Below are 22,504 nucleotides of genomic sequence, written 5' to 3'. Positions count from 1 at the left end.
CCGATGTCCAAGATCGCCTATGTCAACGGCCGCTACCTCCCGCAGTCGGAGGCCTCGGTGAACATCGAGGATCGCGGCTACCAGTTCGGGGATGGCATCTACGAGGTCGTGCACCTGCATGAGGGCCGCTACATCGACGAGGACCTGCACCTCGCGCGCCTCGAACGGTCCTTGCGGGAGATCGCGCTGCCCATGCCGATGTCGCGCGCGGCGCTGTCGATGGTGCTGCGCGAAGTGGCGCAGCGGAACCGGGTGACGGAGGGGCTGCTCTACATGCAGGTGACGCGCGGCGTGTCCCGCCGCGACCATGCCTTCCCCGCCAAGCCGGTGCCGCCGGCGCTGGTGGTCACCATCCGCCGCATCCCGCCCTATCCCACCGACATCGACCGCTGGCAGGCCAGCGCCATCACCCTGCCGGACCTTCGCTGGGCGCGGCGCGACATCAAGTCGGTGAACCTGCTGCCCAACTGCCTGGCCCGCCAGGCCGCCCGCGAACAGGGCGCGATCGAGGCCATCCTGTTCGACGAGGCGACGGGCATGGTGACGGAGGGCGCCGCCACCACCTTCTGGATCGTGGATGAGCATGGCGCCATCCGCACCCGGCACCTCGACCACGTCATCCTGCCCGGCTGCACGCGCGCCGCGCTGATGAAGGAACTCGACCTGCTCGGCCTGCCCTATGACCAGCGCGAGTTTTCCGTGGAGGACGTGAAGCGGGCGAGGGAGGCCTTCATCACCTCCGCCACCTCCTTCGTGAAACCCATCACCAAGATCGATGGCCGGCCCGTCGGCGATGGCAAGGTCGGGCCGGTGGTGCGCCGCCTCTTCGACATCTTCGCGCGCCACGTGAAGGGCGATGTGAAGAACGCCGCCTGATGCGGCCGCAGGCGATCCTCTGGGATTGGGACAACACGCTGGTCGATGGCTGGGCGGCCATCGAACATGGGCTGAATGTCACCTTCCGCGAGTTCGGCATGCCGGAATGGGACCGGGAGACGGTGCTGGCCCGCGTCCGGGGATCCCTGCGGGACACCTTCCCCGGCATGTTCGGGGCGGAGTGGGAGAGGGCGCGGGACATCTTCTACGCCGCCGTCCGCGCCTGCCACCTCGAGGTGCTGAGCCCCATGCCGGGCGCGGAGGCGGCGATCCGCGCCGCGGCCGCGCTCGGCCCGCAGGGCGTCGTCTCCAACAAGCAGGGGCCGCTGTTGCGGTCGGAAGCCGCGCATCTCGGCTGGGCGCCCTTCTTTGCAGCCCTGGTCGGCGCGGGGGATGCGGAGGCCGACAAGCCTGCCGCGGCGCCGCTCCTGCTGGCGCTCAGGGATTGCGGCGTCGAGCCGGGTCCCCATGTCTGGTATATCGGGGACACGGTGCTCGACATGCAGGCCGCACGCGCCGCAGGATGCCGGGCGGTGCTGCTGGGCCGGGCCGGACATGACGGCGGCGTCACGGCCGCTTCGCCCGACGAACAATTCGATGACGGCCATGCGCTGGCCGCTGCACTCTCGCGGCTTGCCATCGGGCCTGCCGCTGGGGGAAACTAGGGGTCCTCCCCAGGCTCTGCCGGTGGCCTCGTGCTGCCCAGGCCAACAACAAGAAGGACCGACCCTCCGTGGCCGCCGAGAAGTCCCAGAACGTGCAGGACGTGTTCCTGAATCACGTTCGCAAATCGAAGACCCCCGTGACGATCTTCCTGGTCAACGGCGTCAAGCTGCAGGGAATCATCACGTGGTTCGACAACTTTTCCGTCCTGCTGCGCCGGGACGGACACACGCAGCTGGTCTACAAGCACGCCATCTCCACCGTGATGCCGGGCGCGCCGATCATGCTGTTCGATGCGACGGCGGCTGGCGCCGGCGCCGCGGCCCCGGAAGGCGCGCCTGCCGCGCCGTCTCGTGAAGGCCGCCTGACCCTGGGACGAGAGGTGAATCCTGTCGGATCGCGCGACTAGGCCCGCGGGCCAGCCCTCGGGGACGCCGCAAGGCGCCCCCGGTGGTGTCGATACGCATGGCGGCCCGACCCGGGCCGCCGTCATTCTTCCGTTCGAACGGTTCGGGCGTGGCGATGCCAGCCGCGCCGCCGATGCCAAGCTGGCGGAGGCCGTGGGCCTTGCCGCCTCCATCGGCCTGACCATCGTCCATTCCGCCGTGCTGCCGCTGCGCGCGGCGCGCCCTTCCACGCTGCTCGGCGAAGGCCAGGTCGCGACGGTGAAGGAGGCCTGCGAGCGCCATGGCGTCACCGTCGTCATCGTCGATGCGGCGCTGTCGCCCGTGCAGCAGCGCAACCTGGAACGCGCCTGGGAAACCAAGGTCATCGACCGCACGGGCCTGATCCTGGAGATCTTCGGCGAGCGGGCGGCGACCAAGGAAGGCGCGCTGCAGGTGGAACTCGCGCACCTGTCGTACCAGCGCACGCGCCTGGTGCGGTCCTGGACCCACCTGGAACGGCAGCGCGGCGGCTTCGGCTTCCTCGGCGGTCCCGGCGAAAGCCAGATCGAGATCGACCGCCGCCTGATCGACGAACGCATCGTGCGCCTGAAGAAGGAGCTGGAGCAGGTGCGCCGCACCCGCGGCCTGCACCGCAACGCGCGGTCCCGCGTGCCCTATCCCGTCGTCGCCCTGGTCGGCTACACCAATGCCGGCAAGTCCACGCTGTTCAACGCGCTGACGGGCGCCGGCGTCTATGCGCAGGACCAGCTCTTCGCGACGCTCGACCCCACGATGCGGGCCATCAAGCTGCCCTCGGGCCGCACCGTCATCCTCTCCGACACCGTGGGCTTCATCTCCGACCTGCCGACCCAGCTGGTGGAGGCCTTCCGCGCGACGCTGGAGGAGGTGGCGGCCGCCGACATCATACTGCATGTCCGCGACGCCGCGCATCCCGAGACCGCCGCGCAGCGCGCCGATGTCCTGGCCGTGCTGACGGAGATGGCGGAGGGGGAGCACCCCACCATGGACGAGGCCTGGCCCTCCCGCGTCGTGGAAGTGCTGAACAAGGCCGACCTGATGGGCGGGGTGGACGCCGTGCCGGAGATCCCGGGCGCCATCGCGGTCTCTGCCCTGACGGGCGATGGGCTGGAACAGCTCCGCGCCGCGCTGGACGAGCGCATGGCGGCGGGGATGGAGGTGGTGGACTACGCCATCTCCCCCGCCGATGGCGCCAGCCTCGCCTGGCTGCACGAGCATGGCGAGGTTCTGTCGCGGCAGGATGGGGAGGAGGCGATCACGCTCCGCGTCCGCCTCTCTCCCGCCGATCGCGCGCGATTCGACCAGCGGGGGCACTGACATGCGCTTCGATGCGAAGACGGCCAGCGCCGTCGCGGCGCTGCTCCGCGACGCCTCCCGCGCCGAGATCATGCCCCGCTTCCGCAAGCTCGCCCCCGACGCGGTCCGCACCAAGTCGGGCCCGCTCGACCTGGTGACGGAGGCCGATGAGGCCGCCGAGCGCGTGATCGAGGCCGGGCTGACCCGCCTCTTCCCTGGCTGCGTCGTGGTGGGGGAGGAGGGGACGGCCGCCGATGCCAGTCTGCTCGGCAGGCTGCGCGACGCCGACCTCGCCTTCGTCGTCGATCCCGTCGATGGCACCGCCAATTTCGCCGCCGGCGTGCCGCTCTTCGGCTGCATGGCCGCCGCCTTCGTGAAGGGGGAGGTCGTGGCGGGCTGGATCCACGACCCGCTCGGCGACGACACCTGCCTCGCGGTGCGGGGCGAGGGCGCCTGGGTGGAGGATGGCGCGGGCACGCGGCTCGGCGCGCTGTCCGTCGCGGCGCCGGTGCCGGTGAACCGGATGGTCGCCGCCGTGTCCTGGGGCTTCATGGCGCCCGATCTCAAGGCCCGTGTGGTGCCGCGCCTGCCGCGCCTGGCCGGCACGCTGAACTACCGTTGTGCCGCGCATGAATACCGCCTGGCCGCCGGCGGCCACGCCCATCTGCTGGTCTACAACAAGCTGATGCCCTGGGACCATGCGCCGGGCTGGCTGATCCACCGGGAGGCCGGCGGCCATGCCGCCCGCTTCGATGGCAGCGCCTATGAGGCGAGCCACCACGTCACCGGCGGGCTGATCTGCGCGCCGGACCGCGCCTCCTGGGACGAAGCCCGCGCGGCGCTCTTCGGCGAGGACTGACTTGGCCGAGGACGACGAGGACGAGGAGGAAGGCCCGCCCGGTCTGCCTCCCGGCACGCCCTTCTACATGACCCCCGCCGGCGCCGCGGCGCTGCGGGAGGAGTTGCGGAAGCTCTGGGAAGAGGAGCGGCCGAAGGTCGTGGAGGTCGTCTCCTGGGCCGCGGGCCTTGGCGATCGCAGCGAGAATGCGGACTACCAGTACGGCAAGCGCCGCCTCCGCCAGATCGATGGCCGCGTCCGCTTCCTGCGCAAGCGGCTGGAGCGGGTGCAGGTGGTGGACCCGGCGGCGCAGGCGCGGCGGGACCAGGTCTTCTTCGGCGCCACCGTCACCTATGCCCGCGCCTCCGACGATGCGGAGGTGACCATCACCATCGTCGGCGTGGATGAGGCCGACAGCGCCCAGGGCCGCATCTCCTGGGTCGCGCCGGTGGCCCGCGCGCTGCTCGGCGCCAAGGTCGGCGATACGCGCAAGCTTCGCACCCCCGCGGGTGCGGAGGAGATCGAGGTGGTGGATATCGCTTATCCGCCGGCGTGATTCGCGCCGCGCGGCCCGCATCGCCATGCTCTCCCCCGAAGCCGAGGAGAGAGCGCCATGTCCGTCACCACCGACCCCACCGACCCGCTGCCGCCGGGTCTCGAGACCGTCCTGCTGCCGCGCACCCATGACATCGGCGGGTTCGAGGTCCGGCGCGCGCTGCCGGCCAGGGAACGCCAGATGGTCGGGCCCTTCATCTTCTTCGACCAGATGGGCCCGGGCGAGTTCCTGACGGGCAGCGGCATCGATGTGCGGCCGCACCCGCATATCGGCCTCTCCACCGTGACCTACCTCTTCGAGGGCGAGATCATGCACCGGGACAGCCTGGGCACCGAACAGCCCATCGCGCCCGGCGACGTGAACTGGATGACGGCGGGGCAGGGGATCGTGCATTCCGAACGCACCGCCGCCGCCCGCCGCGCAGCGCCGCACAAGCTGGCCGGCATCCAGTCCTGGGTCGCGCTGCCCAAGGCGCATGAGGAAGCCGCGCCGGCCTTCCGCCACCACGGCGCGGCCAGCCTGCCGGTGTCGGAGGAGGGGGGCGCGAAGCTCCGCCTCATCGCCGGCACGGGCTGGGGCATGAGCGCGCCGGTCTCCGTCCTGTCCGACCTGTTCTATGCGGATGCCGCCCTGGCGCCCGGTGCGGTCGTGCCCATGCCCGACCATCACGAGGAACGCGCGGCCTATGTGATGAACGGCAGCGTCGATGTCGCCGGCCAGGTCTTCGACTCCGGCCGGATGCTCGTCTTCCGCCCGGGCGACCGCATGGTGCTGAAGGCCGGCCCGCAGGGCGCCCGGCTGCTGCTGCTGGGCGGCGCGACCATGGATGGGCCGCGCTTCCTCTACTGGAACTTCGTCTCCTCCTCCCGCGACCGGATCGAGCAGGCGAAGCAGGATTGGGCGCGGGACCGCTTCAACGCCCCGGTGCCGGGCGAATCCGACTGGATCCCCCTGCCGGAGAAGCGCGTCGTCCGCGCCGGGGAAGGCGCGCCCACCAGTTGATGGTTGTTGACGCCGGCGCAATCGCACGTTCCTGTATCGGCAAGATCGGGAAGGGAACGGTGTGCCATGGCGCTGCGCGTCGGGACGTCGATTGGCGACACGCTCAGGGGCACGGCCGGCGCCGATACGATGGAGGGGCTGGAGGGTGACGACACCCTGATCGGCGGCGCGGGCGCCGATCTGTTCCTGGGTGGACCCGATCGGGACCTCGTGGTGTTCGGCGCCGCCGCTGTCCTGCTGGACCTCGCGGGCGGCGTCCACCAGGGGGAGGCGGCGGGCGACACCTATGTGGGGGTGGAGGCCTTCGCCTTCGGCCGCGACGACGATCAGGCGAGCGCCGCCGGCCTGGCGCAATCCGTGGCCTTCCTTGGCGGTTCCGGCGACGACACGCTGACGGGCGGCGACCTGGCCGACACGCTCTCCGGCAATGCCGGTGATGACCTGGCCGAAGGCGGGCGCGGCGCGGACAGCCTGGCCGGGGCCTCCGGTGCCGATACGGTCCTGGCCGGCGATGGCGCCGACACCGCGCTGGGGGCGGCCGGCGACGACCAGCTGATGGGCGAGGGCGGCGATGACCGGCTGGACGGGAGCAGCGGCGATGATCTGATCTGGGCAGGCGCGGGCGCGGATACTGTCCTGGGCGGCGGGGGCGATGACGTGGTTGTCGCCGGCGCCCTCGGGCTGGTCGGCGACGCGCTTCTCGTCGCCCGGGGCGCCCCGGTGTGGCTCGACGATCCCGATGCCTCCACCATCGAGGGCGCGAACCTGGTCGATGGCGGCTCGGGCAACGACATCATCCTCGGCGGCTCCGCCGGGGACACGCTGCGGGGCGGCAGCGGCATCGACCTCATCGTGGCCGACGGCCTCGCCGATGAGGGCGGGGACGATTTGGTCGAGGGCGGGTCCGGCACCGACCTGCTGATCGGCCTCGGCGGCAACGACACGATCCGGGGCGGCGCGGAAGGCGACATCCTGCTGGGCGACCTGCTGGGGGAGGTCGTGGACCGCGCCCTCGCCGATCTCGTCGGCCGGTTCCTGCCCACGCTCCCCCTGCCATCGCAGCCGCCGCGGGGCGCCGACCTGCTGGATGGCGGCGGGGGAAGCGACATCATCCTGGCTTCGGGGGGCGAGGATACGCTGCTCGGTGGGGCGGGCGACGACGTGCTGCTGGCGGGCGCCGCGGATGACAGCCTGGCCGGCGGCAGCGGCCTCGACGTGATGCTGGGGGAGGTCGGCGACGACACGATCTCGGGCGGCGCCGGGGATGATCTGATGCTCGGCGACTTCGGCATCGACAACATGGTCGGCACGCTCCTGGCCTCCATCCTGCCCGACTTCAGCTTCGAGCCGGCGCCGGATGGCGACGACCTGCTCCTCGGCGGCGCGGGCTACGACGTGGCGCTGGGCGGCGGAGGCGCGGACACCATCCGCGGCGGGGCGGATGACGATGCGCTGGCGGGCGGCGACGGCGACGACAAGGTGACCGGCGATGCCGGGCTGGATTCCCTCGTGGGCGCCGGCGGGGACGACACCCTCTCGGGGGGAGATGGCGACGACCTGCTGGTGGGCGACCTGGAGGAGATCGATGCGGAAGGGCTGGCGGATGCGGTGGTCGATCGGCTGGAGACGATCTTCGGCTCGCTCGCCGCGGACCTCGACCTGATCGGGCTGCTGGGCACTGCGCTGGCTCCCTTCGGCCTGGATGCCGAAGACCTGGCGTCGCTGCTGGACGGACTCGACCTCGACCTCGGCGACATCGATCTCGGCGACATCGACCTCGGGGACTTCGATCCGGGCGATATCGACCTGGACGATCTCGACATTCCCGGCCTGCTGGCGGAGCTGATCGAAGACCTCCCCCTGGCCATCGCTGCGATGATCGCGGAGCAGGCCGGGGATGCCGGCGACGACCTTCTGCTCGGCGGGGGCGGCGATGACCAGATCCTCGGCCTCGACGGCTTCGACCGGCTGTTCGGCCAGGCCGGCGCGGATACGCTGGATGGTGGCGGGGGTGGCGACCTTCTGCTGGCTGGCGAGGGCGATGACAGCCTCTCGGGCGGCGAGGGCCGGGACCGGATGTTCGGTGAAGCCGGCGACGACGTCATCGAGGGCGGCGACGGCAATGACCTCATCCAGGGCGGCGACGGGGCCGACAGCATCGAGGGCGGGGAGGGGCGCGATGAGATCTATGGCGGTGACGGCGCCGATACGCTGCTGGGCGGCACGGGCGATGACCTGCTCGACCTCAATCCCGACGGGGACACCGAGGATGCGGATGGCGGCCATGCCGATGGTGGCGCCGGTGATGACGAGATCTACGGCAGTGACGGCGCCGACACGCTGCTGGGCGGCGACGACGACGATTACGTCGAGGCCCTGGACGGCGACGACAGCGTCGATGGCGGCGAAGGCGACGACGAGATCTATGGCGGTGACGGCGCCGATACGCTGCTGGGTGGCGCGGGCCATGACCTGCTCGACCTCAATCCCGATGAGGACACCGAGGATGCGGATGGCGGCCATGCCGATGGTGGCGCCGGTGATGACGAGATCTACGGCAGCGACGGCGCCGACACGCTGCTGGGCGGGGAGGGCCATGACTCTCTTGATGCCCTGGATGGCGACGACAGCCTCGATGGCGGGGAGGGCGATGACGAGCTCTATGGCGGCGACGGCGCCGATACACTGATTGGCGGTGCGGGCCATGACCTGCTGGACCTCAATCCCGACGATGACAGCGAGGATGCCGATGGCGGCCACGCGGATGGTGGCGCCGGCGATGACGAGATCTACGGCAGCGACGGCGCCGACACGCTGCTGGGCGGCGACGACGACGATTATGTCGAGGCCCTGGACGGCGACGACCATGTCGAGGGCGGGGAGGGTGATGACGAACTCTGGGGCGGCCGGGGCGAGGACACGCTGCTGGGCGGCGCCGGGGACGATACGCTCGATCTCAACGGGGCGTGCGGGTGCGATCCGATCGACGCGGATGGCGGCCTGATCGAGGGCGGCGCCGGCAACGACCTCCTCTACGCCAGCGCGGGGACGGACACGCTGCTGGGCGGAGAGGATGACGACATCCTCTACGCCTGGGGCGGGGCGGACAGCCTGGATGGCGGGGCCGGGGAGGACACCCTCGTCATGAAGGCGCTCGACAATGTCCGGGGCGGGGACGGCGCGGACCTCTTCGTCTTCGGCCAGGCATCGACGACGTCGGTGACGATCCTGGATTTCGACCCGACCCAGGACCGGATCAGCCTGGAGTTCGCGGGTGCGGACGCCACCACGGTCACCTACGACGCCGGGACGGGCGTGCTGAGCTACGACGACGGGGCAGGGGTCATCACCCTGGCGCAGCTGACCGGCACCCCGGCGCTCACCGCCACCAACCTGGTGTTCGATTGATGCCCGCGAGCGCGGCGCCTTGGTCCGCGCCGCGCATCACCAGCCGATCGCCACAGCCGGGAGCGCGGAACGCCGCGAACTCGCCTTATCCGTGCACGAGCCCTTCGCCGACCTGTGGATAACGCATCCATCCACACATAACGCTTGCGTGAGTGATAAAAATTAATACTGTTTGACCGTATCGACACGCCTCGGATCGGATACGGCCATGCCTCTCACGCTGCGGATCGCTTCCTACTGGCTCGGCGTCACCCTCGCGGCACTGGCCTGGTGGCTGGCCATCGACGCGCTGGAGATGTGGCCCCTGCCGGTCCAGATGGCCCTCGCCTCCATGGTGCCGATGGCCGGGTTCTGGTGGCACCTGGTCCTGTTCCAGGACATCCTGAAGGCGCGCAAGGCAGCGCGGCGGGCCGCCATGCAGCCCCGCAAGGAAGCCGCGGCGGCCGCGCCAGCGCCCGATGCCCTGCCGGACACGGCGCTTCGGGCGGCCTTGTGGCAGGTGAGGGCGGAGGCCGCTTCCATGGCCTGGGACGCCGCTCTCCAGCGTGAATTGCAGCTTCGCACGGAATGCGACGCCGACTTCGCCCGGATCATCGCCCCGCTGACGGAGACGGAGCGCGCGGTCCTGCTCCTCGCCGCACGGGGGCCGGTGGTGCGCAAGCGCCTTGCCCTGGCGGCGCAGCTGCTGATGCGGGATCGCGGTCGGGTGCCGGGGGAGGACCCGCTGCGGGAGCGCCTCCGCCAGGGGCTGGCGGCGATCTCGCCCTCCCTGGGCGAGGATTTCGCGATGGTCATGCAGACCGCCGGCGATCTCGACCCGGTCAGCGTCGCCCGGCACCTGATCGCGCATCCCGCGACGGTCATGGAACGGGCGCCGCGGGCGGCGCTGCTGCGGGATGCGACGGCGCTGCTGAACCGGGACCAGCGGCCCGCGACCCGCGCCGCCATGGCCGCCCTGCTGGCCAGCCAGGTGGAACGCCCGCTCGAGGCGCTGCTGGAAGCCTACATCGCCACGGCGCGGGCGCCGGAGGCTGTCGCCCTGGCGGCCCTCGGCGCGGCAACGCCCAGGACGGCGCAGGGGATCGCGTGAAGCGCCGATGTTCACCGTCTGTGCCAGCGGTCCAGGCGCCGGATTTTCGGCTGTCGCGTAGCGCTACACGATCCTGAAGTAGCGCTACTACATCGCGGGGCGCGAAGTATCCTTGTTGTAAATCCGATTTACAAACCCGGGATCACGCCTGGCCGCGTTCCTGCGCCTTGACCCGCTGCCAGGCCGCTTCCATCGCCTCCAGCCCCGCATCGGCGGGCGCCTTGCCCTCCGACGCCAGGACCTTTTCCACCGCGTTGAAGCGGCGCTCGAACTTGGCATTCGCGTCCCGCAGGCAGGTCTCGGGATCCAGGTCCAGCTTCCGCGCCAGGTTCACCAGCACGAAGAAGAGGTCGCCGACCTCATCCGCCTGGCGGGCCCGGTCCATGGCCGGGAGCTCGGCGCGAAGCTCCGCCGCTTCCTCCTCCAGCTTGTCCAGCACCGCGCCGGGATCCGGCCAGTCGAAGCCGACACGGGCGGCCCGGCGGGCCAGCTTCAGGCCGCGGGTCAGGGCGGGCAGGGTGGTCGGCACCCCGGCGAGGGTTCCGGTTTCCGCGCGCGCCGCCCGCTCCGCGGCTTTCTGGACCTCCCAGGCACTGTTCTGCGCCGCCACGTCGCGCGCCGCGGCCTCTCCGAAGACATGGGGATGGCGGCGGATCATCTTGTCCGCGATCGCCCTCGCAACCTCCGGAAAGCCGAACTGGCCGGCCTCGGAGGCCATCTGCGCGTGATAGACGACCTGGAACAGCAGATCGCCCAGCTCATCCATCAACTGGGGAAAGTCAGGGCCGCGGGCGATGGCGTCCGCGACCTCATAGGCTTCCTCGATGGTGTAGGGAGCGATGGTCGCGAAATCCTGCTCCCGGTCCCAGGGGCAGCCATCCGGCGCGCGCAGCCTCGCCATGATGGAAAGCAGCCGCGCCAGCTCGGCGCCGGCATCCTTCGGGGTGTCGCTCATGCTCGTCGCTCCGCGCTGTCGCGCAGGGCATCGCGCCTGCGGGCCATGGGGGCAAGGGGGAGGCGGACACGCAACGGTCCAGGCGGACAGCCGGTCACGCGGTTTCCACAGCCCTTATCCACCGATCCAATTGCCGCATAAGATATATTATGGAAAGAAAGCGGCCTGGGGAAAAGCCGGTGGATGTGGGGAAAGCTGCCCGCCCTCGGGCCGCCGGGCAAGCGACGCGGCAGCCGGGATCGCGCCGCGCAGGCCGCGCGGCCGGGACCACTCGAACAGGTCATGAACGCCGGCTCAGCCGGCGAAGGGAATATCCAGCACCAGGCCGTCATGCCCGGGCTCGATGCCCGGCGGCAGCGACGCCGCCAGCGCGGCGTGGTCCATGTCCGTGCCCATATGCGTCAGCACGGTGCGGCGCGGCTTCAGCCGACGGACCCAGTCGATCACCTGGTCCACATGGGCATGGACCGGATGCGGCCGGCGCTGGAAGCAGCCGACCACCCAGGTATCGAGGCCTTCCAGCGCCACGAGGCTTTCCTCCGGCAGCGCCACCACATCCGTGGAATAGGCGAAGCCGCCGATGCGGAAGCCCAGCGTCTCCATCACCCGGTGATCCTGGCGGAACACGCGCACCGGCAACCCGCCCATCACCACCACCTCCCCCGGGGCTATCGCCTTGGGCGTCAGCGCCGGGCGATAGAAGCCGGGGGGTGTGGGCGGGCGGAAGGCGTAGTCGAATCGCACCTTCAGCATCGACAGCGTGGAGTAGCTGCCGAAGGTATCGATCGCGCTGCCGGTGATGCGATTGACGATCCGCAGCTCGTCGATGCCGAGCACATGGTCGGCATGGGAATGGGTGAAGGCGACGGCATCCAGCCGCGCCTGGCCCGCGGCCAGCAGCTGGTGCCGCAGATCCGGCCCGGCATCGATCAGCAGCCGCTGGCCCGCCGGGCCCTCCACCAGGGCGGAGGTCCGGCTGCGCCGGTTCAACGGATTGGCGGGGTCGCAGGCGCCCCAATCGCCGCGGCCATCCTGGCCGCCCAGCAGCGGCACGCCGCCGGAACCCCCGCAGCCCAGCAGCGTGACGCGCAGCACTAGGCGGCTGCCCGCGGGAAGAGGCGCCGGAAATTGGCGGTGGTGAGGTCGGCGAGCGCGGTCAGCGACAGGCCCCGGACCTCCGCAAGCCGCGCCGCGGTGTGCGCGACATAGGCGGGCTCGCACCGCTTGCCCCGCATCGGCACCGGCGCGAGGTAGGGGCTGTCGGTTTCCACCAGCAGCCGGTCGGCCGGCACCTCCGCCGCCATCTCCCGGATGTTATCCGACTTCGGGAAGGTCAGCATCCCGCTGAAGGAGACGTAGCCGCCGAGGCCGAGCGCCGTGCGCATCAGGTCGACGCCGGAGGAGAAGCAGTGCAGCAGGAAGGGGAAGGCCCCTGCCCCATGCTCCTCCGTCAGGATGGCCGCGATGTCGGCATCGGCGTCGCGGGCATGGATCACCAGCGGCAGGCCGGAGGCGCGGGCCGCGGCGATATGCGCGCGGAACCCCTCCTGCTGCACCGGCCGCGGCGACTTGTCGTAGAAGTAGTCGAGCCCGGACTCGCCGAGCCCGATGATGCGGGGATGGTCGGCCTCCCGCAGCAATTCCTCGACGGTCGGGATCTCACGCTCGCCGGCATTATGCGGGTGGATGCCGACCGTGCCCCAGACATCGGCATGCCGCGTCGCGATGTCCCGCACCGCGGCCGCCTGCGCGCCGAGCCGCGTGCCGATGGTCACCATCTCCGCGACCCCCGCCGCGCGGGCGCGCGCGACGACCTGGTCCTGCTCCTCGCCCTGGAAATGGTCGAGGTGGCAATGGCTGTCGATCAGATACATGGTCAGGCGGCCGCCTCGACCTTCTTGAACAGCGGCTCCGGCGCCGGCAGGGGCAGGCCGGCGGGCAGGGGAGTCGCGAGATGGTCGAGCCCCCTCGCCTCCTCCGGCACGCCGAGCTGCGTCAGCAGCTTCGCCATGGTGTCAGGCATGAAGGGCTGCAGGACGGTCGCAACTGCGCGCAGAACATCATGGAGGCGCCGCAGCACCTGCTCCGCTCGGTCGTCGAAGCCGTCCTTCTTCAGTTTCCACGGCTGTTGACGCGTGATGTAGCCGTTGGCTTCCCGAATGGTCGCGAAGATCAGTGACAGGGCGACGTCAAACTTCTGTTCGTCGAGAAGTGCTGCCACCTGCGTGACCAGCCGTGCGTCGGACGCCGGCAGATCGCCGTTTGTGGGCACGTCGCCGTGTCCGCCCGCACTCAAAAACTCCCAATCATCCTGCCACCAAGTTGCAGCGAGGCCGGAGACGCCTTGATCGGGCTTGGGCTCCGCGAACAGCGCTGGCGCAGGTAGCTTGCCACCGCAATTCCGCTGGATCAGCGACAGCGTGCGGTTCGCCAGGTTGCCCAGCGCATTCGCCAGCTCGCCATTCAGCCGGTTCACCAGGGCAGCGCGCGAGAAATCGCCGTCCTGCCCGAAGGGCACTTCGCGCAGCAGGAAATAGCGCACGGCGTCGAGGCCGAATTCCTCCACCAGCCCGCGCGGGTCGATGGCGTTGCCGAGGCTCTTGCTGATCTTCTGCCCTTCGACCGTCCACCAGCCATGGGCGAAGACGCGCTTCGGCACCGGCAGGCCTGCCGCCATCAGGAAGGCCGGCCAGTAGATGGCGTGGAAGCGCAGGATGTCCTTGCCGACGATATGCAGCTCCGCCGGCCACCACTTCCCGAATGCTTCGGGATCATCGGGATAGCCGGCGGCGGTGATGTAGTTGGTCAGCGCATCCAGCCAGACATACATCACATGCGCCTCGTCCCCCGGCACCTTCACGCCCCAGGTGAAGGAGGTGCGGGAGATCGAGAGGTCGCCGAGCCCGGACTTAACGAAAGCAATGACTTCGTTGCGGCGGCTCGCGGGCAGGATGAAGTCGGGATTGGCGTCGTAATAGGCCAGCAGCCGGTCCTGCCAGGCGGAGAGGCGGAAGAAGTAGCTCGGCTCCCTCACCCATTCCACCGGCGCGCCGGAGGGCGCGTATTTCACGCCGTCGCGTTCCGTCAGCTCGTCCGGGCCGTAGAAGGCCTCGTCGCGCACGGCGTACCAGCCCTCGTAATGGCCGAGATAGATCTCGCCATTCGCGGCCAGCTTCTCCCACAGCGCCTGGCAGGCACGCTTGTGGCGGGGCTCGGTGGTACGGATGAAGTCGGTGATGGAATAGCCCATGTCCTGCGACAGGGCGCGGAAGGTGCCGCTGACCTGGTCGGTGAAGGCCTGCGGGTCCATCCCCGCATCGGCGGCCGCCTTCTGCACCTTCTGGCCATGCTCATCGGTGCCGGTCAGGAAGAAGACCTCCTTCCCCTCCAGCCGGCGCCACCGCGCCAGGACATCGGCGGCCAGGGTGGAGTAGGCATGCCCGATATGCGGCTTGTCGTTGACGTAGTAGATCGGTGTCGTGATGTAGCTGGTTGATGTCACGGTCTGTCTTCCGGATATCGGCGTCAGCGCTTCGGGGTCAGCCAGCCCAGCGCCGTCAGCACCGCCTGCTTGCGGTCGAGGCTCAAGCCATCCGTCTCGCTCGCGAGGCGCCCGAGGCTATCCCACAGGGTCGACCACTCGGCAAGCGGACGCAAAGCCAGCCAGGGCGGCGGCGCCTGGCCGCGCGCGGCGGACCGCACGGCCGAGGAGATGGCCTGCCGCAGCAGCGCCACGAAGGTCGCGAAGCTGCTGCCATCCCGCTTCGCCGCGACGCCGTCGGCCAGCGCATGCCAGCGCCGGCGATCGCCCTGGGCCAGGCCGTTCAGTACCTCGTCCACCATGGCCTGGATCGCCAGCCCCTCGCCTTCCGCCAGCATCAGCGCACGGCCGGGGGACCCCTGCGCGATGCGCGCCAGCGCGTCGCGCTCGGTCGGGTTGAGGTCAGGCTGGAGGCGGCGGAGCAGCGTCTCCATCGCCGCATCGGGCAGCGGCGAGAGGTCGAGGCGCCGTACCCGGCTCAGGATGGTCGGCAGCAGCCGGTCCGGCGCCGCCGTGGTCAGCATCAGGACGGAGCGCGGCGGAGGTTCCTCCAGCGTCTTCAGCAGGGCATTGGCGGCCTGGGGCTGCAGGAGTTCGGCGCCATCCACGAGCACGAAGCGCCAGCCGCCCTCGGCCGGCGTCATGGCCATGAAGCGGATGGCCGCGCGGGCATCATCCACGCGGATCACCTTCTTCACGCCGCCATCGCCGGTGTTCGGGCGCAGCGCGCGAAGGTCCGCATGGGCGCCGGCGGCGATGCGGCGGAAGGTCGGATGCTCCTCCGGCAGGTGCAGCGAGGCGGCGCCCGGCACGGGATCGCGCTCCGCCATCCCCGCCATCAGCCAGCGCGCGAAGCGGTAGCCGAGCGTCGCCTTGCCGATGCCGGGCGGGCCGGCCGCCATCCAGGCATGCGGCAGGCGGCCGGACCGCGCGGCTTTCTCCAGCGTCGCGGCGGCGTGGTCGTGGCCGAGCAGGTCGGGGTTGGAGCGGACGGGAAGGTCGGGATCCTCCTCCACCTCCACCGCCTTGGTCGCGCGGGGGGCGCGACTCATGGCAGCAGGCGTTCCGCGACCACCGCCGCGACCGCGGTCGTCACGGCATCCACCGGCGCCGTCGCATCCACCACCGCGCAGCGATCGGCCTCGGCGCGCGCCAGCGCCAGGAAGCCCGCCCGCACCCGCGCATGGAAGGCGGCGTCGAGGCGTTCATACCGGTCCGCCGCCACGCCGCGCGCCATGGCGCGCCGCATGCCGATGGCTTCCGGCGCATCGAGGATCAGCGTCAGATCCGGCCGCAGCCCCTCCAGCGCCAGGGCCGCCAGCGTGTCGAAGGTGGCGCGGGGCATGCCGAGGCCGTGCACCTGGTAGGCCAGGGTGCTGTCCGCGAAGCGGTCGCAGACCACCCAGATGCCGGCCTCCAGCGCCGGTCGGATCGTCTGCACCGCGTGTTCGCGGCGCCCGGCGAAGAGCAGCATCGCCTCCGCCACCGGGTCCAGCCCCTGCCCGCCCAGCAGCACCTGGCGGATCGCCTCCGCCCCCGGCGCGCCGCCGGGCTCCCGAGTCACCAGCACGGGCAGGCCACGGGCGCAGAGATTCGCGGCGAGGCGCCGGGCCTGGGTGGACTTCCCCCCGCCCTCGCCGCCCTCGAAGGTGATGAATCGGCCGCGCGTGATCATGCCGCGCGGTGTCGCGCCTTAACGCCCGCGGCTCAAGCCCTCATCAGCTGCCGAACCAGCGCCCGATCACCGCCGGGATGCGCGGGAAGAGCCCGAGCTTGTCCACATCGGCGCCGGCGATCAGCGGCACCGTCATCTCCGGCACCCCCTGCCCGCCAATCAGCAACGTGCCGATCCCCTGCCCCTTGGTCACCGGCGCCGGCACCGGCGCATCGAAGCGCACCCGCACCTGCAGGTTCCGGCGCCACTGCCGCGGCAGGGTCAGCACCAGGTCCCGCCCCGCCACCAGCGGCACGGTGGGGCGCTCACCCAGATAGACCGGCACTTCCTCCACCGTATCGGCGGCGCGGAAGACGACGACATTCTCGAACTCCCGGAAGGCCCATTCGAACAGCCGCTCGCTCTCCTCCGCCCGCTGCCGCATGGAGCCGAGGCCGTTCACCACCAGGATCAGGCGCCGGTTGCCGCGCATGGCAGAGGCCGTGAGGCCATAGCCCGCCTCCTCCGTATGCCCGGTCTTGAGGCCGTCGGCGCCGGCCACGCGGCCGAGCGCGGGATTGCGGTTCTCCTGGCTGATGTCGTTCCAGCGGAAGCTGCGTTCGTTGTAGAAGCGGTAGTATTCCGGGAAGTCGGTGATGATCCGCCGGGCCAGCGTGGCCAGGTCGCGGCTGGTCATGCGGTGTTCGGGGTCGGGCCAGCCGGTCGCGTTGCGGAAAGTGCTGGACCGCAGGCCGATGCGCCGCGCCGTCTCGTTCATCAGCTCCGCGAATTGCGTCTCCGACCCGCTGATGCCCTCCGCCAGCACGATGCAGGCATCGTTGCCGGACTGCACGATGACGCCGCGGGCCAGGTTCTCCACGCTGACGGTCGTGCCGATCTGCACGAACATCTTGGACCCGCCCATCCGCCATGCGCGCTCGCTGACCGGCAGCTGCTGGTCGAGCCGGAGGCGACCCTGCTTCAGCAGGTCGAAGACGACATACATCGTCATGAGCTTCGACATGGAGGACGGCGGCATGCGGTCATCCGCCGCCTTCTCCAGCAGCACCGCGCCGGTGTCGAAATCGACGATCAATGCGTGACGCGCCACGGTATCGACGGGGCCGAGCGGCGTGTTGGCGGGGGTGGAGGGCGGCGGCGCGGGCTGGCGGGGCGGGCGCGCGGGCTGGGCCGCGGGGCGCTGCTGCGCGGCCGCATCCAGCGCGTGAAGCCCGGTGGCGAGGCCGGCGGCGGCCCCCATGATGTCTCGGCGGCGCATGGTTGGCGCGTCTTTCCTGTCCGACTCGCGGTCCTAGTCCACGAGGATGCGAGCCTCCGATACCCCCGCGCGCAGGCTTCCCTCAAGCGCCCTGTCGGCCTCGGCCACGGAGTTGAAGGGGCCCATCCGCACGCGGAACGTCTGCCGTCCGCGCGGGCCCTGCGCCTCCACCACCGGCCGCAGCCCGAAGAGCCGCGCCGCCTGGCGGTCCGCCATGTCGCGGCGGGAGAAGGTGGCGCCCTCCACATACAGCCGCCCCGGCATGGCCGCGACGCGCGTGACGCGTTCCGGCAGCCGGTCCGGCGCCGTGCTGACCGCCGCCTGCTCCGCCACGCCCGCGCGGCCATCGCCCGGCAGGCGCCTTGCCTCCCGCACCCTCGCGGCCTGTGTCGCGCCGCTGGGCGGGGCGAGATCCTCCCGCTGCACGGAGGCGACGGGCGCGGCGGCGATCTGCAATTGCGCGCCCTCCGTGCTTGGCAGCGCGGCGGAAAGGCCGCGGCTCTGCTCCCCCACCACCTCCACTCTTACCTGCGCCGTGCCGCCGGGGCGGATGCCGAGCAGTTCCGCTGCGCGGCGCGAGAGGTCGATGACCCGCCCGGCATTGGCGGGCCCGCGATCGTTCACGCGGACCTGCGTCTGCAACCCGTTCTCCAGGTTGGTGACGGTCACCACCGCCGGCATCTGCAGCGTGCGATGCGCCGCGACCATCGCCGTCGGGTCATGGATCTCCCCATTGGCCGTCCGCCTTCCCACCCGCTGGTCGGCGATGACGGCCGCAAGGCCCGTCTGGACCAGTGAAAAATCCTCGCGCGGGTAGGACCAGACGCCGCCGATCTGGTAGGGCTCGCCCACGACATAGCGGGGCTGCGCGGCCGGCAGGGGCGGCGTGCGCGCGCAGCCGGCCAGCGCCAGCAACGCCAGGAAGGCCAGCCCGCGCATGGTCAGGCCACGCGATCCGACAGCATGCCCACGGCGAGGGCGTAGAAGTTGGAGGGGTTGTAGCGCCGGATGACATTGAAGTTGTGGTAGACGGCGAAGGCCTGCCCGCCCGCGCCCCCCGGCGTGATGATCGCCGCTTCCATGTCGAGCGCCGGCAGGGAGGAACCATCCGGCCGCCGCACGCCCATCCGCACCCATTCCCGCAGCGGCTTGGTGTTCTCCCGCCGCGCCTCCTCGGGGTTGAAGCCGGGCGGCAGGATCACCTCCCGCCCCCACAGCTCCTCCTCCCGCCAGCCGGAACGGGCCAGGTAGTTGCCGATGGAGCCCAGCGCATCCGCGCGGTTGTCCCAGATGTCCCGCCGGCCATCGCCATCCATGTCCACGGCCAGGCGATCGAAATTGCTCGGCATGAACTGGGGATGGCCCATCGCGCCCGCCCAGCTGCCGCGCATGCGGTCGGCCGCGACATGCCCGGCATCGAGGATCTTGAGCGCCGCCATCAGCTCATTGCGGAAATAGGTCGCGCGGCGGCCATCCCAGGCCAGCGTCGCCAGGCTCTCCACCACGTTAAAGTTGCCGGTGAAGCCGCCGTAGTTCGTCTCCAGCCCCCAGATCGCGACGACCACGCGGGGCGAGACCTTGAACCGCCCCTGCACCGCTTCCAGCGTCGCGCGGTTGTCGGCGAAGGCGCGGCGCCCCGCATCGATCCGGGTCTGGGAGAGGCGGGCGTCGCGATACTGTTCCCAGGTCTGGGTGAATTCGGGCTGCCGCCGGTCCAGTTCCAGCACCCGGTCATTGGCGCGGATGCCGGTCAGCGCGCGGTTCAGCGTGGCGGCGGAAACGCCCTGCCGCCGCGCCTCGCTGCGCACCCCATCGAGGAAGGCCTCGAAACTCTGTGACGCCGCGCGCGCAGCGCCCGGGACCAGAAGGGCGGCCGAGGCCGCGGAAAGGATGACTCGCCGTGTCGGGACCATGCGGCGCTGCTTGCCACAGCCAGCGCCGCCAGGGCAACGCACGGTTGCGATGGTGTCAGCCGCGAGAGGCGGCGGCGGCCATCTCCTCCGCCCGGTCCTGCAGCCGGCGGAAGATCGCGGGCGCCCCCTCATCCACCAGCCGCCCGCCCTGCTTGCGGATGCGGCCATCGACGATGACGGTATCGATGTCCCCGGCGCTGGCCTGCAGCAGCACCAGGCCCGCGGGATCACTGAGTGGCGCGGTCAGCGGCTGGTCGGCCCGGACCAGCAGCAGGTCCGCCCGCTTGCCCGGCGTGATGCTGCCCGTGACGCGATCCAGGCCAAGGCCCTTCGCGCCGCCGATGGTCGCGAATTCCAGCATCTGCCGCGCCGTCACCGGCGGCGTCTGCGCCACCGTCCGCGTCGCCGCGATGGCGATCAGGTTCAGCCGGTGCAGCTCCGCCGCCATGGCGACGCGGAGCTGCGGCAGCAGCCCGCCGCCGACCATGGAGGGGATGTCCGTGCCGACGGACACCCGCATCCCCGCCGCGGCCGCCTTGAACATCGAGGGATGGCCATGGCCCATCCGCAGCTCGACCTCCGGGGTCGAGGCCAGCATGACGCCCTTGTCGGCCGCCAGCTTGTACTCGTCATCCTCGTGGTTGTTGGCGTGGACGATCTGCAGGCGATCGTTCAGCAGCCCCGCCGCATCCAGCTGCGCCAGCAGGCGCGGCTTGCGGTTGGCATAGATGCTGGCGCCGGTGTGGATCGCGATGGGCACGCCGATCTCCGCCAGGCGGCGCATATCGACCAGCGCCGGCTCCAGCGGCGTGAAATCCGGGCCCTGCAGGCAGGTCCAGAGCTGGATCAGCCCGTCGGACGCCGCCAGCTTCCCCGCCTTCAGCGCCTTGGCATGGTCCACCATCCGGCCATGGATCGCGGCCGCATCGGTGCCTTGCGGGATCGGCGGCGCGGTATAGGCCAGCACGGCGCGGATGCCGGCGGCCTCCAGCCCCTCGATCGCCGCATCGGCGTGGTCGGGGCTCATGGTCTCCCGCGACCAGTCCATCACCGTGGTGACGCCGGCGGCCATCTGCTCCAGCGCGCCGGCCTGGTCGGCCAGCTTCACATCGGCGGGCGTCATCCGGTTGGAATGGCGCAGCACGATGGTCTGGAAATAGCCGACGAAGGAATGCTCGGTGGACAGCCCCCGCTGCATGGTCTGCGCCAGGTGGATGTGGCCGTTCACCATGCCCGGCATGGCGATGCGCCCGGCGCCATCGATCACCTGCGCGCCCGCGGCCTCGATGTTGGGCGCCACGGCGCGGATGGTGCCGCGCTCGATCAGGATGTCGCCCAGCGGCAAGTCGCCGACCTGGCTGTCCATGGACAGCACATGGGCGCCACGGATCAGGAGGGGCCTGGCGGGGTCGGGGGCGGTCTGCGCCCGCGGCGCCGCCGGAACGGCCGAAAGAGTTGCGGCCCCGGCTGCCGCGGCGAAGATCGCGCGGCGGCCGAGGCCGTTGGCATCGGATACGTCATTCATTGTTCGTTAGGGCCCGTCTCTTCCCGCCGTTCCGCGTCGCGGCTCCGGCGACCATCTGTTACCAAGCAACCGATTGCATCGTCAAGCGCGTAACGCGGCGTTTCGGCAATGGACGTCGCGCCCCCCTGCCCCGCCCTTCATCCTCGCGCCCGCAACGGAAGGGGACAGGATGATGCGACAGCCCGGGATGCTGGTGCTGCTTTCGGCGGCGGATGAGGCGCTGTGGCGGCGCGATGCGGCCGTGCTGCGCCGCGCCGGCCACCTGCCGCTGGACGCCGCGGCGCTGGAGGCGGCATTGGCGGAAGGCGGCCCCGCCGCGCCGGTCGCCCGCCGCCTGGCGGAAGCGGCGGATGCCGCGCTACTGCCCGGCGCGCCGACGCTGAACGCCGTCTTCCGTGCGCTGCGCCGGCCGGTCTACGCTTCCCCCTGGCAATTGCCGGATGCCGACCGCGCCCCGGCCCCAGCCCGCTGGCCGCATGGCTGGGTGCTGGACGCGGCCCTCCGCTCCCTCGACCGCTGACCGAAGGCGCCGACCACCGCCATGCGCGACTTCTCCTGGGACGATGCCAAGGTCTTCGCCGCGGTGGTGGAGGCCGGGTCCTGGCGCAAGGGCGCGGCGAAGCTCGGCCTTTCCACCGCCACGGCCAGCCGCCGGGTGGAGGCCTTCGAAGCCTGGGCCGGGGAGCCGCTGCTGGAACGCCGCCCCGAAGGCCTGCGCCTGACCCGGCGCGGCGAGCGCATCATGGCGGCGCTCGGCCAGATGGGCAGCGGGGCCGACGCCATCCGCCGCGCGGCGGCGGCGCGGGAGACAGAGGTGGTGCGCATCACCGCGACGGCCTCCATGGGCCTGGTGCTGGTGGACCACATGGCGGCGCTGGCGGCGGCCACGCCCGGCATCGTCATCTCCCTGCTGCCATCGCGCGCCATCCTGTCGCTGGCCCGCCGCGAAGCGGAAATCGCCATCCGCATGCGGGACCCGCCGGAGGGTGGGCGCCTGGTGATGCGTCGCCTGGCCCGCGTCCGCGTCGCCCTCTACGCCGCGCGATCGCTGCTGGCGGAGGGCGTGGCGCCGGATGTCACCACCCTGCCCTTCATCGGCCTCGCGCGCCCGGCCGCGCAGTCCCGCACCGTCGCCGCGCTGCACGCGGTGGTGGGGGACCGCCCGCCGGTCGCGGTGCTGGACGACACGCCGATCCGGCTCCGCGCCTGCCTGGCCGGGCTCGGCATGGCGGTGCTGCCCTGCGCGCCGGCGGATGCGACCGGCGCACTGGTGCGCGTGGCGTCCTTCCCGCCGGAGACGGATGAGGATGCCTACCTGCTCATCCATGAGGACCTGGCCGATGTCCCCGCCATCCGCGCCGTCGCCGATGCGGTGGCCGCGCTGTTCCACCGCCAGAGAAGCGCGCTGATGGGCGGTGCTTGACGGCGCCGGCGGCGGCGCGCCCGATGCCCGGGAACGGGGAGGACCAGCGGGGATGAGGCA

General features: G+C 71.3%; 21 protein-coding genes. 11 read left to right on the top strand and 10 right to left on the bottom strand.

Annotated elements, in window-relative coordinates:
• Positions 1-3: 3 nt before the first annotated feature.
• The 9 genes from G3576_RS00855 (at position 4) to G3576_RS00815 (ending at position 10,154) form a co-directional block, all read left to right on the top strand.
• Positions 4-876: a D-amino-acid transaminase gene (locus G3576_RS00855; protein WP_164692430.1), complete on the top strand. Its 873-nt coding sequence runs from the start codon at positions 4-6 to the stop codon at positions 874-876.
• Positions 876-1,541: an HAD family hydrolase gene (locus G3576_RS00850; protein ID WP_164692429.1), complete on the top strand. Its 666-nt coding sequence runs from the start codon at positions 876-878 to the stop codon at positions 1,539-1,541. Before G3576_RS00855 ends, G3576_RS00850 begins: the two co-directional genes overlap by 1 nt.
• Before the next feature lie 68 nt (positions 1,542-1,609).
• Positions 1,610-1,948 carry an RNA chaperone Hfq gene (hfq, locus tag G3576_RS00845; RefSeq protein WP_164692428.1) on the top strand — a complete coding sequence of 113 codons (339 nt, stop codon included), beginning with the start codon at positions 1,610-1,612 and terminating at the stop codon, positions 1,946-1,948.
• An 82-nt stretch (positions 1,949-2,030) separates the two neighbouring features.
• Positions 2,031-3,281: a GTPase HflX gene (hflX, locus tag G3576_RS00840; protein ID WP_328728476.1), complete on the top strand. Its 1,251-nt coding sequence runs from the start codon at positions 2,031-2,033 to the stop codon at positions 3,279-3,281.
• A 1-nt stretch (position 3,282) separates the two neighbouring features.
• Positions 3,283-4,119, top strand: coding sequence for an inositol monophosphatase family protein (locus G3576_RS00835; protein ID WP_164692427.1), 837 nt, complete (start codon positions 3,283-3,285; stop codon positions 4,117-4,119).
• A 1-nt stretch (position 4,120) separates the two neighbouring features.
• Positions 4,121-4,654 (top strand): transcription elongation factor GreB, encoded by a 534-nt coding sequence (gene greB / locus G3576_RS00830; RefSeq protein WP_164692426.1) that lies wholly within the window; start codon positions 4,121-4,123, stop codon positions 4,652-4,654.
• A 57-nt stretch (positions 4,655-4,711) separates the two neighbouring features.
• Positions 4,712-5,656, top strand: a complete 945-nt coding sequence (locus tag G3576_RS00825; protein ID WP_164692425.1) for a pirin family protein — start codon at positions 4,712-4,714, stop codon at positions 5,654-5,656.
• A gap of 66 nt (positions 5,657-5,722) precedes the next feature.
• The gene (locus G3576_RS00820) at positions 5,723-9,064 is read left to right on the top strand and encodes a calcium-binding protein (protein ID WP_164692424.1); all 3,342 of its coding nucleotides are present in this window, start codon (positions 5,723-5,725) and stop codon (positions 9,062-9,064) included.
• Positions 9,065-9,272: 208 nt separating this feature from the next.
• Positions 9,273-10,154 carry a hypothetical protein gene (locus G3576_RS00815; protein ID WP_164692423.1) on the top strand — a complete coding sequence of 294 codons (882 nt, stop codon included), beginning with the start codon at positions 9,273-9,275 and terminating at the stop codon, positions 10,152-10,154.
• A 142-nt stretch (positions 10,155-10,296) separates the two neighbouring features.
• Here G3576_RS00815 and mazG read toward each other — a convergent pair whose 3' ends face one another.
• The 10 genes from mazG to G3576_RS00765 all read right to left on the bottom strand — a co-directional run bounded on the left by mazG (position 10,297) and on the right by G3576_RS00765 (position 21,021).
• On the bottom strand, positions 10,297-11,109 hold the full coding sequence (gene mazG, locus G3576_RS00810) for a nucleoside triphosphate pyrophosphohydrolase (RefSeq protein WP_164692422.1): 813 nt from the start codon (positions 11,107-11,109) through the stop codon (positions 10,297-10,299).
• Positions 11,110-11,403: 294 nt separating this feature from the next.
• Positions 11,404-12,201 (bottom strand): MBL fold metallo-hydrolase, encoded by a 798-nt coding sequence (locus tag G3576_RS00805; protein WP_164693265.1) that lies wholly within the window; start codon positions 12,199-12,201, stop codon positions 11,404-11,406.
• A 2-nt stretch (positions 12,202-12,203) separates the two neighbouring features.
• The gene (locus G3576_RS00800) at positions 12,204-12,983 is read right to left on the bottom strand and encodes a TatD family hydrolase (RefSeq protein WP_164692421.1); all 780 of its coding nucleotides are present in this window, start codon (positions 12,981-12,983) and stop codon (positions 12,204-12,206) included.
• 2 nt (positions 12,984-12,985) lie between these two features.
• Positions 12,986-14,611 (bottom strand): methionine--tRNA ligase, encoded by a 1,626-nt coding sequence (gene metG / locus G3576_RS00795; RefSeq protein WP_164692420.1) that lies wholly within the window; start codon positions 14,609-14,611, stop codon positions 12,986-12,988.
• Positions 14,612-14,634: 23 nt separating this feature from the next.
• A complete protein-coding gene (locus G3576_RS00790; RefSeq protein WP_164692419.1) occupies positions 14,635-15,702 on the bottom strand; it encodes a DNA polymerase III subunit delta' in 1,068 nt (355 codons plus the stop codon).
• On the bottom strand, positions 15,699-16,325 hold the full coding sequence (gene tmk, locus G3576_RS00785; protein ID WP_164692418.1) for a dTMP kinase: 627 nt from the start codon (positions 16,323-16,325) through the stop codon (positions 15,699-15,701). Before tmk ends, G3576_RS00790 begins: the two co-directional genes overlap by 4 nt.
• Positions 16,326-16,368: 43 nt before the next feature.
• Positions 16,369-17,583 carry a D-alanyl-D-alanine carboxypeptidase family protein gene (locus tag G3576_RS00780; protein ID WP_164692417.1) on the bottom strand — a complete coding sequence of 405 codons (1,215 nt, stop codon included), beginning with the start codon at positions 17,581-17,583 and terminating at the stop codon, positions 16,369-16,371.
• A gap of 33 nt (positions 17,584-17,616) precedes the next feature.
• Complete coding sequence (locus G3576_RS00775) at positions 17,617-18,522, bottom strand: septal ring lytic transglycosylase RlpA family protein (RefSeq protein WP_207622594.1); 906 nt, start codon at positions 18,520-18,522, stop codon at positions 17,617-17,619.
• 2 nt (positions 18,523-18,524) lie between these two features.
• Complete coding sequence (locus tag G3576_RS00770) at positions 18,525-19,496, bottom strand: lytic murein transglycosylase (protein WP_164692416.1); 972 nt, start codon at positions 19,494-19,496, stop codon at positions 18,525-18,527.
• A 55-nt stretch (positions 19,497-19,551) separates the two neighbouring features.
• The gene (locus G3576_RS00765; protein ID WP_164692415.1) at positions 19,552-21,021 is read right to left on the bottom strand and encodes an amidohydrolase family protein; all 1,470 of its coding nucleotides are present in this window, start codon (positions 21,019-21,021) and stop codon (positions 19,552-19,554) included.
• Positions 21,022-21,190: 169 nt separating this feature from the next.
• Between G3576_RS00765 and G3576_RS00760 the strand changes: the two genes are divergently transcribed.
• Together G3576_RS00760 and G3576_RS00755 are read left to right on the top strand one after the other, a co-directional pair.
• Positions 21,191-21,541 (top strand): hypothetical protein, encoded by a 351-nt coding sequence (locus G3576_RS00760; protein WP_164692414.1) that lies wholly within the window; start codon positions 21,191-21,193, stop codon positions 21,539-21,541.
• A 21-nt stretch (positions 21,542-21,562) separates the two neighbouring features.
• Entirely contained in the window at positions 21,563-22,444 is an 882-nt protein-coding gene (locus tag G3576_RS00755) for a LysR family transcriptional regulator (protein ID WP_164692413.1), read from the top strand.
• Positions 22,445-22,504 lie beyond the last annotated feature (60 nt).

It is taken from the genome of Falsiroseomonas algicola, assembly GCF_011040385.1.
Lineage (GTDB): Bacteria > Pseudomonadota > Alphaproteobacteria > Acetobacterales > Acetobacteraceae > Falsiroseomonas > Falsiroseomonas algicola.
Note: the sequence above shows the minus strand (reverse complement) of the source record. Positions and strands in the feature narration are given on the sequence as shown.

What these genes read in the sequence shown, in the direction of transcription:
- G3576_RS00835 (WP_164692427.1), top strand. Translation starts at nt 3,283, where the DNA reads ATGCGCTTCGATGCGAAGACGGCCAGCGCCGTCGCGGCGCTGCTCCGC.
- G3576_RS00820 (WP_164692424.1), top strand. Translation starts at nt 5,723, where the DNA reads ATGGCGCTGCGCGTCGGGACGTCGATTGGCGACACGCTCAGGGGCACG.
- tmk (WP_164692418.1), bottom strand. Translation starts at nt 16,325, where the DNA reads ATGATCACGCGCGGCCGATTCATCACCTTCGAGGGCGGCGAGGGCGGG.
- G3576_RS00800 (WP_164692421.1), bottom strand. Translation starts at nt 12,983, where the DNA reads ATGTATCTGATCGACAGCCATTGCCACCTCGACCATTTCCAGGGCGAG.
- G3576_RS00755 (WP_164692413.1), top strand. Translation starts at nt 21,563, where the DNA reads ATGCGCGACTTCTCCTGGGACGATGCCAAGGTCTTCGCCGCGGTGGTG.
- G3576_RS00850 (WP_164692429.1), top strand. Translation starts at nt 876, where the DNA reads ATGCGGCCGCAGGCGATCCTCTGGGATTGGGACAACACGCTGGTCGAT.
- mazG (WP_164692422.1), bottom strand. Translation starts at nt 11,109, where the DNA reads ATGAGCGACACCCCGAAGGATGCCGGCGCCGAGCTGGCGCGGCTGCTT.
- G3576_RS00760 (WP_164692414.1), top strand. Translation starts at nt 21,191, where the DNA reads ATGATGCGACAGCCCGGGATGCTGGTGCTGCTTTCGGCGGCGGATGAG.
- G3576_RS00825 (WP_164692425.1), top strand. Translation starts at nt 4,712, where the DNA reads ATGTCCGTCACCACCGACCCCACCGACCCGCTGCCGCCGGGTCTCGAG.
- G3576_RS00815 (WP_164692423.1), top strand. Translation starts at nt 9,273, where the DNA reads ATGCCTCTCACGCTGCGGATCGCTTCCTACTGGCTCGGCGTCACCCTC.
- G3576_RS00855 (WP_164692430.1), top strand. Translation starts at nt 4, where the DNA reads ATGTCCAAGATCGCCTATGTCAACGGCCGCTACCTCCCGCAGTCGGAG.
- G3576_RS00780 (WP_164692417.1), bottom strand. Translation starts at nt 17,583, where the DNA reads ATGCGCCGCCGAGACATCATGGGGGCCGCCGCCGGCCTCGCCACCGGG.
- G3576_RS00775 (WP_207622594.1), bottom strand. Translation starts at nt 18,522, where the DNA reads ATGCGCGGGCTGGCCTTCCTGGCGTTGCTGGCGCTGGCCGGCTGCGCG.
- G3576_RS00770 (WP_164692416.1), bottom strand. Translation starts at nt 19,496, where the DNA reads ATGGTCCCGACACGGCGAGTCATCCTTTCCGCGGCCTCGGCCGCCCTT.
- G3576_RS00790 (WP_164692419.1), bottom strand. Translation starts at nt 15,702, where the DNA reads ATGAGTCGCGCCCCCCGCGCGACCAAGGCGGTGGAGGTGGAGGAGGAT.
- G3576_RS00765 (WP_164692415.1), bottom strand. Translation starts at nt 21,021, where the DNA reads ATGAATGACGTATCCGATGCCAACGGCCTCGGCCGCCGCGCGATCTTC.